This window comes from Streptomyces tauricus (assembly GCF_014650955.1).
GTDB lineage: Bacteria > Actinomycetota > Actinomycetes > Streptomycetales > Streptomycetaceae > Streptomyces > Streptomyces tauricus.
Window position 1 is genome coordinate 63,529 of the sequence record NZ_BMVY01000014.1, and the last position, 15,541, is coordinate 79,069.

The window sequence follows — 15,541 nt, forward strand, 5'->3', positions numbered from 1 at the left end:
ACCGTTCGCCCAGTAGTTCGTCTGTCCGTGTGGCGTGGCTGCGTATGGTCTGGGCAAACAGGGATGTCGCTGAGGCGCTTCAATACTCCAGCCCGGTCCTGGCCACACAGGTACGGGCCCTGTGCACGGCCGACCACCCCGCCCTCCGTGATGTGCAGCGCGCGGTGCTGTCCGTGGCCCGCTACCTGCTGCGGGCCCAGCACCGGGCGACCCCCTTCGGCCTGTTCGCCGGCGTGGCCACTGCGGAGTTCGGACCGCAGGCGCGAGCCGACTGGGGCGAGGAGCACGTGGCCGTGGGCCGCGCGGGGGCAGAGTGGCTGGCGGCCCTGGTCGCACGGTTGGAGTCGTGCCCGGACCTCCTCGAACGGCTGCCCGTCGTCATCAACAACACCGTGACGTACCGGGGAGACCGGCTCGTCGTGCCGTTCCAACCTGACGTCGAGGAAGACCGGACTCGCGCGGTCGAGGCGTCCCTGGCCCTGACCGGACCGGTGCGCGCGGTCCTTGCCGCGACCCGACTGCCGATCCGGTTCGGCACCCTCGTGGACAAGCTCCAGGCGGAGTTCCCCGAGGCCGGTCCCGAGAAGGCGCGTCAACTGCTGGCGGAGTTGATCCGGCGGCGGGTGCTGATCACGAGCCTGCACGCTCCGAGCACCGAGACCGACGCCCTTCAGTATCTGCTGGGCCAACTCGACGCGATTGACGCCGGAAGCCTCGCCCCGGCCGCGGAGACCGTACGCGAACTCCGCGCGGTCCGGGCGGGTCTGGAGGAGTGCGCCACGCACGGTGGCCGGGACAGCGTCGCGGCGCGGACGCGAGACCTCGTCCCTGGCCTGCGTCGCCACCCCATCGCGCTCGACCTCCGTCTGGACGCGCAGATCGTTCTGCCGGAAGCGGTCGCCCGAGAGATCGAACGTGCCGCTCTCATCCTGACCCGCTTGAGTATTCGCCCCTACGGGACCGCCGCGTGGAACGAGTATCACCAGCGGTTCTACGAGCGGTACGGCATCGGCACCATGGTTCCGCTCATGGAAGCCGTGGCGGACAGCGGCGCCGGCTATCCCGACGGTTATCCAGGTGCTCCGGCCGGTGCACGCAGGCCCCGCGTCTCCGCTCGGGATGACGCCCTCGTACGGCTGGCTCAGACCGCTGCGCTCGACGGCCGTGACGAAGTGATCCTTACGAACGAACAGATCGAGGCCCTGAACGTGAGTCCCGACGAGCCTCGGCTGCCGCCGCACCTGGAGATCGGGGTACGGGTGCACGCGGCCAGCTTGGAGGAGTTGCAGCGCGGGCGGTTCCAGCTGGAGGTCATGAGCGTGTCCCGCGGTGCCGGCGTCTCCACGGGCAGATTCCTCAGCGTGCTGGCCCCCTCCGACCGGAAGGCCCTGGTCACAGAGCTTGCCGACCTCCCGGCCGCAGACGGCAACACCGTGCCCGCGCAGCTCTCTTTCCCGCCGCTGCTCCCCGAGAGCGCCCACGTCACCCGCTCCCCACAGGTTCTACCCACGGTGATCAGCCTCCAGGAGCACCGCGCCCCGCAGAACACCGTCCTCACCCCGGAGGAATTGGCCGTGGGGTGCGACGGCCGCCGCATGTACCTCGCCGTCCCCGAGCGCGGACACCGCGTAGAGGCCATCGGGATGCACGCGCTGAGCCTCCACACCCATACCCCGCCGCTGGTGCGGTTCCTCACCGAACTGTCCCGCGCCCAGTGCGCACAGGTCACCGTCTTCGACTGGGGCGTTGCAGCGGCGATGCCGTTCCTGCCACGTCTGCGGTACGGCCGGATCGTGCTGGCCCCGGCGCGCTGGCGGCTGGAAGTGTCCGAAATGCCCGACCACGCCCAACCTCGGGCCGAGTGGGACGCCGCGCTCAGCGACTGGCGTGCCCAGCGGAGACTGCCGCGCCGCGTCCACCTCGTAGAGGACGACCGGCGCCTCTTCCTCGACCTTGACGAGTCCGGCCACCGTGCACTCCTGCGCCGGCACCTGGACCATTCACGCCTGGCCGTGCTCGTCGAGGCTCCAGCACCTGAGGCGTACGGCTGGTGCGGCGGGCGAGCACACGAGGTCGTGGTGCCCCTCAAAGCAACCAGGCCGTCGGCATGGCCGCCGCTGCCGACCCCCAGCCGTACCCGTGCGCTGTCTGCGGCCCAGATGCAGACGCCTGCCGCTTCCCCGGTTCTTCTGGCCGCCCTGTACGGCGATCCCCGTCGACAAGACATCTTGCTCTCCCGCTACCTGCCCGGCCTCCTCGAACAACTCGGCAACCCGCCGTGGTGGTTCATCCGCTTCCGCGACCCGGACCAACACCTCCGCGTACGCATCACCCTCCCCGACCCGGATGCCTTCGCCGACACGGCCCGAACGGTGAGCGCTTGGGCTGACGAGCTGCGAAGTATCGGCCTGCTGGCCGACCTGCGCTATCCCACCTCCTACCGAGAAATGGGCCGCTGGGGCTCCGGTATGGCATGGGAGGCGGCCGAGAAGGTGTTCCGGACGGATTCGCGCGCCATCCTGGCCCAGCTCGCGCAGTCACGGCTTCCGGGCCGGCGAACGCTGGTGGCGGCCCATACGGTCGCCATCGCCTCCGCTTTCCTCGGTACCACCGAGGCCGGGATGCAGTGGCTGATCGACCACATCCCGCTGACCGCCCCCGTGTCCGTCCCACGCCCGCAGTTCACCGAGGCCGTACGGCTCGCCGACCCGAGCGCCGACTGGTCTGCCCTACGCGGCGTTCCGGGCGGAAACGCCATCGTGTCCGGATGGACTGACCGGGATACAGCGCTCGCCGCCTACCGGCCACACCTGCCCGGCCCGGACACCCAGGGCATCGCCGTCAACGATGCCCTCACCTCCCTGCTGCACGTCCACTTCGTGCGCCACGTCGCCGTGAACTTCCCGGAAGAAGAGGTGTGCCTCTACCTGGCGCGCGCCGCCGCCCTTGCCTGGACCGCACGCGCCAGGAGGAGCGCCTCGTGACCACCCATCCCGCGCTCGGCCTGGTCGACGCCATCGCCGCTCAGCTCGCCGACCCCGACGCCGTGCCCCTCGGTTCCAGGGTGCTGCCCGCGGACCGACAGCACCTCGCCCACGGCTCGCCCGGAATCGCGCTCCTGCACATCGAGCTCGCCGCGAACGGCCTTGGCCCCTGGCAGCGCGCCCACGACTGGCTCGCCGCTGCCTCCCGGCAGCCGCTCACCAGCGGCCCGGACAGCCATCCCTTCTACGGAGCGCCGGCCTTCGCCCACGCCCTGAGCTGTGCCGCCGACCACCTACCCAGCTCCTACCAGCGCGCCCTCGACGCGATGGACAGACAGATCGCAGTCGACGTCGGACGCCGTCTCGACACCGCGCACCGCCGCATCGACGCCGGACGCCTGACCCAGCTCGCGGAGTTCGACACCATCCGGGGCCTCACCGGATACGGCGCCTACCTACTGCGCCGAGCCCCCGGCAGCTCCACGATGCGCGCCGTTCTCGACTACTGCGTGCGCCTCACCGAACCGATCACCCACCACGGCGAGACCCTGCCGGGCTGGTGGGCGCAGACCGGGCCCTCGGGCAACCCGGACGACCGATTCCCCGGCGGGCACGCCAACACCGGTATGGCACACGGCATCGGCGGCGTGCTCGCACTTCTGGCCCTCGCCGCTTGGAAAGGCTCCGTCACCGACGAACACCATGCGGCACTGCGCACCATCCTGGCCTGGCTGGACCGCTGGAAGGAAGAAACCGGCGGCGGACCGGTCTGGCCGTACTGGGTCACGCGGGAAGCGCTACGCAGCGGGCGTCTCGGCTCGTCGGTACCCAGGCGGCCCTCCTGGTGTTACGGCACCGTCGGCCTCGCCCGTACCCAGCAACTCGCGGCGCTCGCGCTCGGCGATGCCAGCCGCCAGATCGACGCGGAGAACACGCTCGTGGCCGCCCTCACCGATCCCGGGCAGCTGAAGGCCACGACGGACAACGGTCTCTGCCACGGGTTCGCCGGCCTCGCCCACGCTGCCGCACGTACGGCCGACGACGCCCACCCCTCGACCGCGGGAAGACTCCGCGCCGCGATCCCCGCCCTCCTGGCCGCGGTCATCCCACCGGGCACCGACCCCGACCTCATGGCCACGGCGCTCATTCAGGACGAGGACGGCGGCCCCGGCTTCCTCGACGGAGCCGCCGGCATAGCCCTGGCCCTCCTGGCGCCCAGCACCGCCGCACCACCCCGCTCTGCCTGGGACGCGTGCCTCCTGATCGCTTGATCCACCGACCGAAGGACCTCCATGTCTCCCGACCACTGGCAGCAGCACAACATCACTTTCGTCGACCGTGAGAGCGCCCGGCACACCATCGCCGAGCGCCTCGGCCCCGCCCTGATCGAAGCCGAGGCTGACGGGCAGCTCACCGGCTGGTGGTTCATGAACAAGCAGCCCTGGCCGCTGCGGTACCTCGCGGACAAGCCCTCACCAGCCATTGAGTCGCTCTTAAGCGATCTCATCGACGACGGCATGGCCGTGTCGTGCCTGCCCTGCGTCTACGAGCCCGAGACCGACGCCTTCGGCGGCCCGGAAGCCATGGCCGCAGCCCACGAACTGTTCCACAGCGACTCCCGCCACCTGCTCACCTATCAGACGAGTCCGAAGCACCTGGGACGCCGGGAGACCGCCGTCCTGCTGGCGAGCGCCATGATGCGCGGCGCCGGACTCGACTGGTTCGAACAGGGCGACGTATGGACGAAGGTGGCGGCTCTTCGACCGGCCTCCGCTCCGCAAGCGCCCGAGCGAGCTGCCGAACTGGTCCCGACCATGCGGAAACTCATGACCGCCGATGCCCACAGCCTCTGCCGCCCGGGTGGCCCACTCGATGCGCACGAGGAATGGGTGACCGCCTTCGAACGGGCCGGCGGCATGCTCGTCGACCTCGCAGACCGGGGCGCTCTCACCCGGGGTCTGCGAGCCGTTATCGCCCACCACATGATCTTCCACGCCAACCGCGCCGGTCTCCTCCGGGACGACCAGAGCGCCCTGTCCCACATCGCACGAGAGGTAGTCATGGGAACGAGTGACCACACCGAGTCGCCCATCGAGGCGACGGCCGGCATCGATAGCGTCGGCGCGGTGAACATCGACACGATCACCACCCTCACGGCGGACGCCGAGCGCCTCCGCAACGCATTGGTCGACCAGCTCCGTGCGGACGGACATGCCCGCATGCCCGCCGTCGAGACCGCGTTGCGGACTGTGCCCCGCCATGTGTTCGTGCCCGACGCGTCGCTCGAAGACGCCTATGCCAACGCACCGGTGCACATCAAGTACGACACCGACGGCACATCCATCTCCTGCGCCTCCCAGCCGGGCGTCGTCGGTCTCATGCTGGACCAGCTCGAAGCCCAGCCCGGCGAACGCATCCTCGAACTCGGCGCCGGCACCGGCTACAACGCAGGGCTCCTTGCCCACCTGGTCGGCGAGAACGGGCACGTGACCACCCTCGACGTCGACGACGACCTCGTGGAAGGTGCCCGCGCACACCTCACCGCCGCCGGGATCACCAACGTCGAAGCCCTGACTCGGGACGGGGCTCTCGGCTACGCCGAAGCCGCGCCGTACGACCGGATCATCGCCACCGTGGGCGCGCACGGCGTGCCACACGCCTGGCTGCAGCAGCTCGTCCCCGGCGGCCGTCTTCTCGTCCCCCAGCGCCTCAAGGGCACGGTGTCCCGCTCCATCGCCTACGAGCAGCGCGACGGCCGGTGGGTATCTGTCGGCAGCGAGATGAACACCTTCATGCCGCTTCGGCGGGGCATCGCCGATGACGACCGCCGAGTGATCCCGCTCAGTACGGACGGCGCCGTACGACTCCAGGCTCCCGCCGGCCTCAGCATCGACGCCGAGGCCCTCGCAGGTGTACTTGATCAGCCGCGCACCGAGGAGTGGACCGGCATGACGGTCCGCGCCATGGAGTCGCCGGAGTGGATGGAACTGTTTGTCGCCTGCTCCCTTCCCTCCGGTCTGATCCGGATGCTATTCCCCCAGAGCGCCAAGGGCACGTTGCTCACGGAGGACCCCTACCCCTCGTCAACTGCGGTCGTCGACAAGGGTGCCGTCACCTACCTCGCCCGGCGCGTGTCCAAGGAGAAGACCGCCGAGGGCGACAAGCTCTGGGAGTTCGGTGTCATCGGCCACGGGCCCGGGAGCGACGAGCTGGTCGCGAAGGTCGCGGACGCCATCCGCACCTGGGACCGCGACTACCGCGACTGTGAGGCCACGTTCGAGATCCATCTCCTCGACGCCCCCAAGACTGAGCAGCGCCCCGGTCTCTTCGCCCTCGACACCCCGCTGAACCGCATCGTCGTCGACTGGCGATGACGCCCCACGCGTAGCGGACGGTGCCCGCGGCACGCGGGCACCGTCGCCCCACCAGCCCTCACCCGCACATGGGGGGACTCATGGATCCGCACGGCCCCACAGCGCAGCGCTTCCCGCTCGTCGCCCGATTCCGGCCTGCCTGCCTGCCTCTGCCCAAGCGTGTGCGCAGCCTCGTCGAACTCGCCGACTCCGCTGTGAAGAAGAGCGATCAAGGGCTCTCATCGGCCGTCTACAACCAGGCCGCGCTCATCGCCTCCGATCTTGACCTTCCCGATCAAGCCCGCGAGATGTGCCACCAGCACGCCGCCGCCTACCTCCACGCCTGCCCCCTCCCCGGCATGAGCGCGATCCGGGGATTGGAACCCGTCGTCAACCTGGCCCGTCTCCAGATCCGCGCCGGCAACGCAGATGAGGGGCGCCAGCGACTGCTTGACCTGTACAAGGCCGTCGAGACGGGCACAGCCGCCCGGTTCGAGAGCGTCAACGTACCCGCGGACCTCACTGCTACCGACGAAGACCGCCAAGAGGTTCGCGCGTGGCTGTGGCGCGTACTCCTCGCCGCCCTCGCCGCAGGTGACACAGCGTGGGCCGCTCTCCTTCTTGCCGACACGATGCCCGGCGATCAATGGGAGCAAGCCGTCACGGCATGCCTGGCCGTTCTGTGCCGCCGCGACGCCGGACAGCCGATCGACGGCCATCTGGCGGACCTGGTGACGGCCTACTCCGAACGGAAGACCGAACCCGGGATGACCGTCTTCGACATCCGACTCGGACTCACAGTCCTCGACGCGATCGGTTCCGCCGAGGCGCTTGCCGCGCACCGCATCGTCGAGGACCTCCACCGCAGGACGACGGACGCCGAGGACGGCTACGCGGCCCGCGAGAACTTGACTCATCCTCTGTTCACCGAGATCGCCACAGACCGGCAGGTACAGGACTGTCACATGCTGGTGCACGCCTGCGCCCTCGGCACAGGGACCCTCCCGGACGAGCTGCGAGAAGAACTGACGACAGCTCTGCGTGCCAGCGACCGTGTGATCCGGGAAAGCCTCGCGCGTTCCTCCGATCCCGCAGGAACGCAACCCCTGCGGCTCTGACGGTGTCTATCGGCGCTGTCGGTGCGGCTGTTCGGTAGGCGTCGTAGTTGCCGATGGGAGGTGACCGTTATGGGTCTGCTGGGTGGAGACCGGACCTGCGGTGGTCGAGCGTCGGCGGGCGGCTTCGGCACGACGGTTGGGCACCGGGTTTCGGCCGGTGTGCTGGATGCGGGTGATGAGTACACGGGCGGGTTGGCGAGCGGTGGCCAGTTCGCGCTGGGCAGCGGCTTCCTTGAGGAGCTGATGGGGCCGGTGGCCGTGGGCTTCGACGTCGGCGAGAACGGTGGCAAGCGCGGGCCAGGCCGGGTCGGCGAGGATTCGCTCGGCGTGATCGGGGACCGCTGCTCGTACGTCGCCAGCCAGAACGCGGCGGGCTTCCTCCTTGGGCAGGCGGGCTGTGAGTTCGGCGAGTGTCGGAGCAAGGGCGCGGTCGGCGACCGTCTGGAGGTGCTGGATGGCCTGGCGAGCGGCATCGGCCTGGTGGGCGTGGTTCTTCGCTTCGTGCCAGCGCCCGGCGACGATGGCAGCCCAGACAAGCGCTGCGACCAGGGCGGCCAAGGCGCTGCTATCGGGTCCGGTGGCGGTGTGCACGATGTCGCGTGCCGCACGGCGCAGGGCGTGGGCGGCACGGTCTTCCGCCCGGATCTGGGAACGCTGGGCCCGTGCGAACGCCTTCGAGGCGGCCTGGAGTTCGGTACGCAGATGGACGGGTGCCTTCTGGGCGGTGGCTTCGATCAGTTCGCCGAGGGCGGTGATGTGGGCCTGGACGTGGGTGTCGTCAGCGAGGTCGGTGTGGAGGGCGTCCAGGGCGTCGGCGGCTTGGTGCCAGGGGGTGCTGGAGTGGCTGCGGCGGGCGGTGGGGTGTTCTTCGGGCCGGCTGGATTCGAGACGGGCCTTGATTTTGGGCAGGGAGAGGTCGGGGGAGACCTTGCTTCCGGGGTGGTAGATCTGCTCGCCGGCCTCGTTGAGGTCGCCGGGGCGGCCGACGGCATATCCCAGGAGGTCTCCTGACGGACCGCGTCGGACTTGGACCTCGATGCTGCTGGCTTCGAGGTAGGCGATGAATTCTTCGGCGCCTGACACGTGGGGGATGGCGGCACGGATACGGTCCTGGAGCCACTCGGAACTGGGCTGGTCCCAGCCGAGGCGTTCGGCCTTGTGCATCTCGGCCTGGGTGGGGCGCCGGGCACCGGTGCGGTCCCCCTTCTTCAGGCGGCGCAGCCCGTAGTCCTTCTCGATTTCGCGGCAGGCGTCGCCGACGCGGAGACCGCTGTCGTGGAGCTTGGGGCGGCGGCCGTCTTCACGGACAGTGGTGGCGAGGATGTGGATGTGGTCGTCGGCGTGGCGTACGGCGATCCAGCGGCAGGCCAGGTCGTCACCGGCCGGAGCGATGCCGGCGGCCTTGACGATGCGTTGGGCGATCTCTCCCCACTCGGCGTCGGAGAGGTAGCGGTCCTCGGGTGCAGCGCGGATGGGACAGTGCCAGACGTGGTCGGTGACCGGCTTGCCGAACTCGCCGTTGCGCAAGGCGACCGGCTCGTCGAGGTAGCGGCCGAGTTCGGTGAGGGTGGCGTTCTCGTCGCGGCCGGGGTCGGGCATGCCGAGCATTGCGAAGCCGGCCACGACGTGCGGGTCGAAGTGCTCGTCGTGGGTGCCGCGGCCGTAGAGGTAGGCGAGCAGGCCCCGGGTCTTGGTCCCTGCGGGCTTGATGGCGGCAATCACGCTGGTCAGTCCTCTCGCCGGTCGGTGGGCTCGCGCAGGGCCTCGGCGATCAGCTCCAGCAGGTGATGGAGTTCGTCCAGGCGTTGACGTATGTCGGGTGGGGTGTGGTCGCTGTTGAGGGCACGGGCGATCTGGTTGACGTTGACGCCGATCCGGTTGAGCTGGCGCAACACCTGGGCGCGGAACATATGGGTGCGGCGGCGGTCCTCGGACAGGGGCAGGTTGGCGGTGAACCGGCCGACGATGAAGGCGAGGACGATGTCGGCGGCGAAGCCGGAGTCGCCCTTGTAGCCGTGCTCGGCAGCGGCCTCCTGGAGACGGGCTCGCTGATCGCCGGTGAAACGCAGTGGGCCGACCCGGTCGTTGCGCTTGGTGCCGGTGAAGCGACGGATTGTGGGCTGCACGCTCTGAACGGCAGGCTCGCCGGCGGCGATGGCTGGGACGTCTTCGGAGCGCAGGACGGCTCGCTGGACTGAGTGAAGGGTGTCCGGGTCGGAGCCGCTCCCGACTCTGACCCCCTGCTCCGGCGCCCCCTGGTGCCGGGCCGTCTCCGCCACCCCCGGGGCGGAGACCCCCGAAGTCCGGCCTTGAGTCGGACTCGGGGTACTACTGGCTCCGCCAGGGGCAGCTCGTCCGAACACCTGCTGCAAACGCCCGATCAGGGTAGGGGACTTCGCTGGCGGCGGCTCGTCGGGGGTGTGGTCGGGCTGGTACGGGGCGTGTGTCACAGGCGGTTCTCCGGAAGGGGCGAGGCAGGGGCGTCGGTGGGCAAGGGCGGACTGAGGGCCGGCGGTCAGCGCGCCGTCCACAGGTGTGGATGAGCAGCGGCGAGCGGGTGGCGGCCAGCCGGCTGGCTGGGGTGACCGGAAGGGTTCCGGTCACCCCAGCAGGGGTTCCGGTCAGCCGCTGTTGGGACCGGTCTGGGCGGCGGCTTCTATGTCGGGCCGGAGGATCTCCATGACCTCGGTCTGCCGCTCACTGCCGATCGTCAAGTCCCTGTCCTTGACGGCCTTCCGGAGAAGGGAGCGGCTGAGTGTGCCGTGCTCTGTGAGGGTGATCCGGCCGATCTCCACGAGCTCTGCGAGGGTGGCCTTTGGCGGACGGCCACCGCGTGGCCTGCTCTCCGAAACCGTGGGTGGCGGTTGCGACGGCTGGACGGATCCGGCGACCGGAAGTTCAGCGAGCTGGATCGCCTCGGCCGGTGGCTCGGCGTGCTTGGCGGGCGCCGTGACCGGTCGTCTCGGCGTCTGGACGGGTGCTGGGTCCGAGTGGTCGACGAGCTGGTGGATCTGCCGCATGAGGACTCCGAAGGCCAGCAGGGCGGCGGTGGGGGGAACCGCGGCGACCACGTAGTCGAGCAGAGGCACGGTGTCTGCGTTGCCCGTGCCGCTAACCCCGGCCACGTTGAGCGCGATGGAGCCGGCCGATCCGGTGGCGGTCAGGGCGATGGCCCAGCCGTCGGTGACGCGGCGCAGGCCCGCACGGAGCATGAGGAGTTCGCCCGCGATGATGAAGGCGTCCAGGGTCGCGGGCCAGGCCCACTGGCGGACCGGGGAGTTCTTGAGGCCGTGCTGTCCGGCGACCTCGGCGAGGTGCGCGTAGGAGAGCCAGAACCCGCCGGCGGTGAGCGCCACGATGACGGTTCCCGCTGCGATGAGCGTGTATCGCTCCGCGGTCTGTTTGGTCGTCATCGGCGGTGCTTCGCCAAGATGACGGTCTCGGTGGGTGGGTGTGGAGAGGGTGGTCAAGCGGGGTTCTCCTGGGGTGGTGGCGTGGTCCGTCTTTGCCGTCTTTGCCGTTGCAGGCGCAGGTCAGGGCCGGTACGGCAGAGGGTTCGGTGTTCCGTCCCGGAGGCGCCGACGCGTCTTGGGGCGCGCACGGGTGGTGAGGGCTGCGGTTCGGTGGCCGGGGACGGATCGGTTCCGTCGTGCCGTCCCGGCGGCATGCACTGTGACCTGCGCCGATACGGCGGGGACGTCCGGGACGGCACGAGACGGATACGGACGGCGTCCCTGCGCACAGCAGGACGACCATGATCGTGTTGCCGTCTTGGCCCCGGTTGCCGTCTTGCACGTATGCCGTTTGACCTGCGGGATTACTGCAGGGACGGCAAGGACGGCAACCGGGGGCGGGGTGGAGTCTCAGCCCTCGCTGCTGGCGGGGCCGGTGCCGACCGGGTGAACGCTCGGGCAGTAGCGGCGCCACGCGTCGAGGAACTTGTTGCGCGTGTAGCCCTTGCGCTGGGTGCCGTCGACGAGGCGGACGTTGCCGGGCCTGATGTCGAAGTCGCGCAGCAGCGAGCCGAGCTCACGCGGGCTCAGCCCGTTGCGTCCCCACTCCGCCCAGGGACCTTCCAGGTCCTGGCGCAGGTGATGGAGGAGTTCGTCCGTGGAGAGGCTGTCGACCTCTCGCTGGGCGACGAAGACCCGCCGAATGTCGGCGAGGATCCGCGCTGAGCTGGGGTGGTCCTCCTCGGCTGCCGCTTCGGCCGTGACCATCTGCGCGCACGCCGCGCGGGCGAGGCGGGGCCATCGTCCGGCGGCGAGGCCGGCGACGATCACCAAGGGCTCCCAGGTGTCGGCGGCGCGGTCCTCCACCGGCATGGCCGGTTCCAGGTCCGCGGCCTCGTCGAGGAGCGGCCGTGTCCATGCGGCGATCCGGTCGCGCAGGTCGTGAAAGGCCGGGGTGTCGCGGCGGGAACGGAAGGGCTTGACGCTCTCCCCCTCGGCCCGGCGGCGCATGCGGATGACCACGGACCGGTCCATGATCGTGTCGGGCAGGTCGCCGATCCCCGCGAGCGCCGCCATGGCGAAGGTGGCGAACTTGTGGGGCGTGTGGTCGTTTCCGACGACACGGGTGACGTACCGGCCGCGCTGGTGACCGGCGTTGAGCAGGCCGCGCATCTCCTCGTTCTTCTCCGCCATCTTCGGGGTGCCGAAGATGGTGTCCGCCTCGTCCACCAGCAGGGTGGGCGGCTCGTCGGTGATCGAGCGGAAGATCGCCGCGGGTGTGGTGTTGACGGTGAGCATCGGCTCGTGGACCGTTTCGGTGAGCACGTCCAGAAGCCGTGACTTGCCGCACCGCTTCGCCGGCCCGACCACCGCCAGGCGCGGGGCGTGCTGCCACGCGGGCTGCAGGTGCGTCGCCGCCACCCATAGCGTGACCGCGTCCAGCGCAGGCTGGGAGGGCATGATCACGAACTGGGCTACCTGCGCACGCAGTTCGTCGAGCAGCTCGGAGCCGTGTGTCGGCTCCGGGTCCGGCACCGTCTCCTCGGCGGGCTGAGCCGCCGGGAGCGTATCCGGTGCCCCGTCGTCGGCCACCGGGGCGGCTAGGGTCGCCTGGCCGGGCCGGCCGGGCACCGCGACCGCCGGCCATACCGCCTTGCCGGGTGCGGAATGCGGCTCGGGTGTCGTAGGTTGCACAGGGCAGCTCCTTATCCGGTGACGTCGGGCTTGCAGGCCCGACCCACGCAGGTCGTTCGTTGGAATGCGGGCAGTGGAGTGTGCTGAGCCTCCGGCGTTGGCCCGCCGGGGGCTTTCTCGCTTCCTTGGCCGGGGCGAGGGAACACGGACAGTACGTCCGCGCCCAGCCACAGTCCAGCGTTTCTGTGTCAGCTCAGCGCAGAAGCATCTGCTACAGGGACGGCTGGTCATGCGGCCAGGCCCAGCAGGTTCAACAGGTCGGCGGTCACCACCCGGTACGCCTTGCCCAGGCGCAGGACCTTGCACGGGTACTGGCCGCGCTTGGCCAGCTCGTAACCCTTGCTCCGCCCCAAGCCCAGTGCCCGGTTGCCGGTTTCCAGGTCAACGGAGACAGGCAGGGCAAGCAGCTCCTCCCTTGCCATGCCCTTGGGCTGCTCGGCCGTCTCGTTGTTGCGCATGCGGTGCTCCGTCCATGAGTGAGCCCTCGGCGAACGCGGCATCACGTCCGGCTCCAAGCGATCACCAACCATCATGAGCGAGCTAATGTGTCTTCATGACACAACGCGGTTTCGATCCTGGAGATGACGAGGACGACGTCCCGGAGTGGGCGGATCAGGTGATGGCCACAGTGGCCGCCGAGGTCCGCAGACGAAGGAAGGAGCTGCGCATGAGCGCCCAGGACCTGGCCGACCGCTGCGAAGAGATCGGCCATCCGATCCCGCGCAACGTGATCGCCAACATGGAATCCGGCCGCCGCGCCAGCCTGCCCCTGGTCGACGTCCTCGTCCTCGCCGAAGCCCTGCACACCTACCCCATCTGCCTCCTCTACCCCGTCGGCTACGTCGACCGAGTCCAGCGCCTCCCCCTTCAGCACTCCGACCCGACGTGGGATGCCATGCGCTGGTTCACCGGCGACAGCGAGGAATTCGGCATGGAAGACGACATGCTCCGCTCCTTCCGCGCCCACGTCCGCCACGAGCGCGCCGCCCTGGTCGCTCTGAAAGGCGAGAAGCACGAACGTTGGAAAGCTGCGACAGCGCCCAACCAGACCGAACGCGAGGAAGCCGTACTCGACCAAGCCGACTACGCCGAAAGGGCGCTGGACGCCAAATACCGGCTCCGCAGCGCCCGCGCCTTCATCCGCGAAGGCGGCGGCACCCCACCGCACCTGCCACCGGAACTCGCCGACGTCGACCCGCCCGATACCGACCTCACCGAGGAGAACGATCTTTGAAGGGTTCCACCCACCGCCGCTGCTACTGCCGCGACCCCCACACCGGCAAGCCACTCGGCAAGAACTGCCCCAAGCTCTCCACCCGCAAGCACGGCTCGTACTCCATACGTCAGGAGCTTCCGCCCCGCGAAGACGGCACCCGCCGCTCCTTCAGCCGCGCCGGCTACGACTCCCTCAAAGCCGCCCAGAGCGACCTCGACCACGTCCGAGCGCTTCTCGGCCTCGCCGACGCCGACGACCCCGAGGGCTTGACCCAGATAGCGGAATTACTGGAGAAGGTGGCCGATGAGAAATCGCCGCTGCCGGACATTGAGGCGACCCGAAAGCGCCTCAGCCACGGCCTGGACTTGACGAGCCGACTCACGGTCGGCGAATGGCTGGACATGTGGCTGGCGGGCAAGAAGGGGCGGCAGAGCGCCATCAGCCGCGACGAGAGCAACATCCGGGTACACCTCAAACCGCGGATCGGGCACTACCGGCTCGACCGCCTCCGGGTCGCCCACCTGTCGGAGACGTTCGAGGCCATCGCCGAGGCCAATGTCGAGATCGCCGAAGGCAATGCAGCCCGCCGCAAGGCGTTCGAGGATCTGGCCCAGATTCCCTGGAAGGGGCGCGAGCACCGTGCCCACCGTAAGGTGATGAAGGCGGCCATCGCCGAAATGGAGCCTTACCGCCGCATCGTCGGCCCGGCCACGCGCCAGCGCGTCCGCTCCACCCTGCGGGCCGCGCTGAACGCCGCGATCGCCCAGCAGCTCATCACCTTCAACCCGGCTGCTCACGTCGAGTTGGAGGCAGGCAAGCGACCCAAGGCCCTCGTATGGACCGAGGAACGCATCCTTCATTGGAAGCGCACTGGCGAGAAGCCGTCGGCGGTGATGGTCTGGACGCCGGAGCACGCCGGCCTCTTCCTCGACCATGTCGCGGAGGACCGCCTATACGCGTTGTTCCACCTGATCGCGTTCCGCGGGCTGCGGAGGGGCGAGGCGTGCGGGCAGAAGTGGACCGACACCAACCTAGATGCCGGTCTCATCACCGTCGCCAAGCAACTTGTCGTGAACGGCTGGGAGGTCTACGAGGACGATCCCAAGACCGACGCTGGCGCGCGCACCATCGCGTTGGACTCCGACACGGTCCAGGCTCTGCGACGCCACCGTGCCCAGCAGGACAAGGACCGTAAGGAGTGGGAGAGCGCCTGGGTGGAGACCGGTCGCGTCTTCACCAAAGAAAACGGTGAGATGCTCCACCCCGCCAACGTCACACGGCGGTTCATCGAGCTGTACGAGGAGATCGACCTTCCGCCGGTTCGGCTCCACGACCTCCGCCACGGTGCCGCGACTCTTGCCCATGCGGCCGGGGCCGACCTGAAGGACATCCAGGAGATGCTCGGCCACTCCTCGATCACCATCACGGCCGACACGTACACGAGCCTGCTCCCCGAAGCGGACCTGGCGATCGCCGAGGCCGCAGCCCGGCTCGTCCCGCGCGCCCGCGCTACGTCCGAAAAAACCGTCCCTGAAGCGCCGGCCGAGCCCGAAGAAGCGCAGGATCCTGGTCCAGAGTGCGTGCCGGGTGATGCTGATCCGTTGGGCGATATCCGGGAGATCAACTCTCCGTCCGCTCACGCACCGCTCACGCAAACGGCCCCGGACGAGGAGTCCGAGGCCGAGTAGAGCGCCTCCCTGGGAGGTAAACCCCAGGTCAGCGG

Annotated in this window: 11 protein-coding genes; 6 read left to right on the plus strand and 5 right to left on the minus strand. The window is 69.5% G+C overall.

Features of this window, described 5'->3' with window-relative positions; genetic code table 11:
- The first annotated feature begins 44 nt into the window (after positions 1–44).
- From IE278_RS22070 to IE278_RS22085, 4 genes are all read left to right on the plus strand, one after another.
- Positions 45–2,984 carry a lantibiotic dehydratase gene (locus tag IE278_RS22070; RefSeq protein WP_246570513.1) on the plus strand — a complete coding sequence of 980 codons (2,940 nt, stop codon included), beginning with the start codon at positions 45–47 and terminating at the stop codon, positions 2,982–2,984.
- A complete protein-coding gene (locus IE278_RS22075; RefSeq protein WP_189774876.1) occupies positions 2,981–4,255 on the plus strand; it encodes a lanthionine synthetase C family protein in 1,275 nt (424 codons plus the stop codon). Before IE278_RS22070 ends, IE278_RS22075 begins: the two co-directional genes overlap by 4 nt.
- Before the next feature lie 21 nt (positions 4,256–4,276).
- Positions 4,277–6,358 (plus strand): methyltransferase, FxLD system, encoded by a 2,082-nt coding sequence (gene fxlM, locus IE278_RS22080; protein WP_189774879.1) that lies wholly within the window; start codon positions 4,277–4,279, stop codon positions 6,356–6,358.
- Positions 6,359–6,438: 80 nt separating this feature from the next.
- Positions 6,439–7,455, plus strand: a complete 1,017-nt coding sequence (locus tag IE278_RS22085; protein ID WP_189774881.1) for a hypothetical protein — start codon at positions 6,439–6,441, stop codon at positions 7,453–7,455.
- Between the two features lie 6 nt (positions 7,456–7,461).
- On the opposite strand, the gene IE278_RS22090 is transcribed toward IE278_RS22085, so the two are convergent.
- From IE278_RS22090 to IE278_RS22110, 5 genes are all read right to left on the minus strand, one after another.
- Positions 7,462–9,177, minus strand: coding sequence for a relaxase/mobilization nuclease domain-containing protein (locus IE278_RS22090; protein ID WP_189774883.1), 1,716 nt, complete (start codon positions 9,175–9,177; stop codon positions 7,462–7,464).
- A 5-nt stretch (positions 9,178–9,182) separates the two neighbouring features.
- The gene (locus tag IE278_RS22095) at positions 9,183–9,734 is read right to left on the minus strand and encodes a MobC family plasmid mobilization relaxosome protein (protein WP_189774885.1); all 552 of its coding nucleotides are present in this window, start codon (positions 9,732–9,734) and stop codon (positions 9,183–9,185) included.
- A 342-nt stretch (positions 9,735–10,076) separates the two neighbouring features.
- On the minus strand, positions 10,077–10,868 hold the full coding sequence (locus tag IE278_RS22100; protein WP_189774887.1) for a DUF2637 domain-containing protein: 792 nt from the start codon (positions 10,866–10,868) through the stop codon (positions 10,077–10,079).
- Positions 10,869–11,318: 450 nt separating this feature from the next.
- Entirely contained in the window at positions 11,319–12,602 is a 1,284-nt protein-coding gene (locus IE278_RS22105) for a DUF3631 domain-containing protein (RefSeq protein WP_189774889.1), read from the minus strand.
- 227 nt (positions 12,603–12,829) lie between these two features.
- The gene (locus tag IE278_RS22110; RefSeq protein WP_189774891.1) at positions 12,830–13,060 is read right to left on the minus strand and encodes a hypothetical protein; all 231 of its coding nucleotides are present in this window, start codon (positions 13,058–13,060) and stop codon (positions 12,830–12,832) included.
- 95 nt (positions 13,061–13,155) lie between these two features.
- Between IE278_RS22110 and IE278_RS22115 the strand changes: the two genes are divergently transcribed.
- Together IE278_RS22115 and IE278_RS22120 are read left to right on the plus strand one after the other, a co-directional pair.
- Positions 13,156–13,836 (plus strand): helix-turn-helix domain-containing protein, encoded by a 681-nt coding sequence (locus tag IE278_RS22115; RefSeq protein ID WP_189774892.1) that lies wholly within the window; start codon positions 13,156–13,158, stop codon positions 13,834–13,836.
- Entirely contained in the window at positions 13,833–15,506 is a 1,674-nt protein-coding gene (locus IE278_RS22120) for a site-specific integrase (protein ID WP_189774894.1), read from the plus strand. The genes IE278_RS22115 and IE278_RS22120 overlap by 4 nt, the downstream gene beginning before the upstream one ends.
- Positions 15,507–15,541 lie beyond the last annotated feature (35 nt).

What these genes read in the sequence shown, in the direction of transcription:
- IE278_RS22115 (WP_189774892.1), top strand. Translation starts at nt 13,156, where the DNA reads ATGACACAACGCGGTTTCGATCCTGGAGATGACGAGGACGACGTCCCG.
- IE278_RS22070 (WP_246570513.1), top strand. Translation starts at nt 45, where the DNA reads ATGGTCTGGGCAAACAGGGATGTCGCTGAGGCGCTTCAATACTCCAGC.
- IE278_RS22100 (WP_189774887.1), bottom strand. Translation starts at nt 10,868, where the DNA reads ATGACGACCAAACAGACCGCGGAGCGATACACGCTCATCGCAGCGGGA.
- IE278_RS22085 (WP_189774881.1), top strand. Translation starts at nt 6,439, where the DNA reads ATGGATCCGCACGGCCCCACAGCGCAGCGCTTCCCGCTCGTCGCCCGA.
- fxlM (WP_189774879.1), top strand. Translation starts at nt 4,277, where the DNA reads ATGTCTCCCGACCACTGGCAGCAGCACAACATCACTTTCGTCGACCGT.
- IE278_RS22110 (WP_189774891.1), bottom strand. Translation starts at nt 13,060, where the DNA reads ATGCGCAACAACGAGACGGCCGAGCAGCCCAAGGGCATGGCAAGGGAG.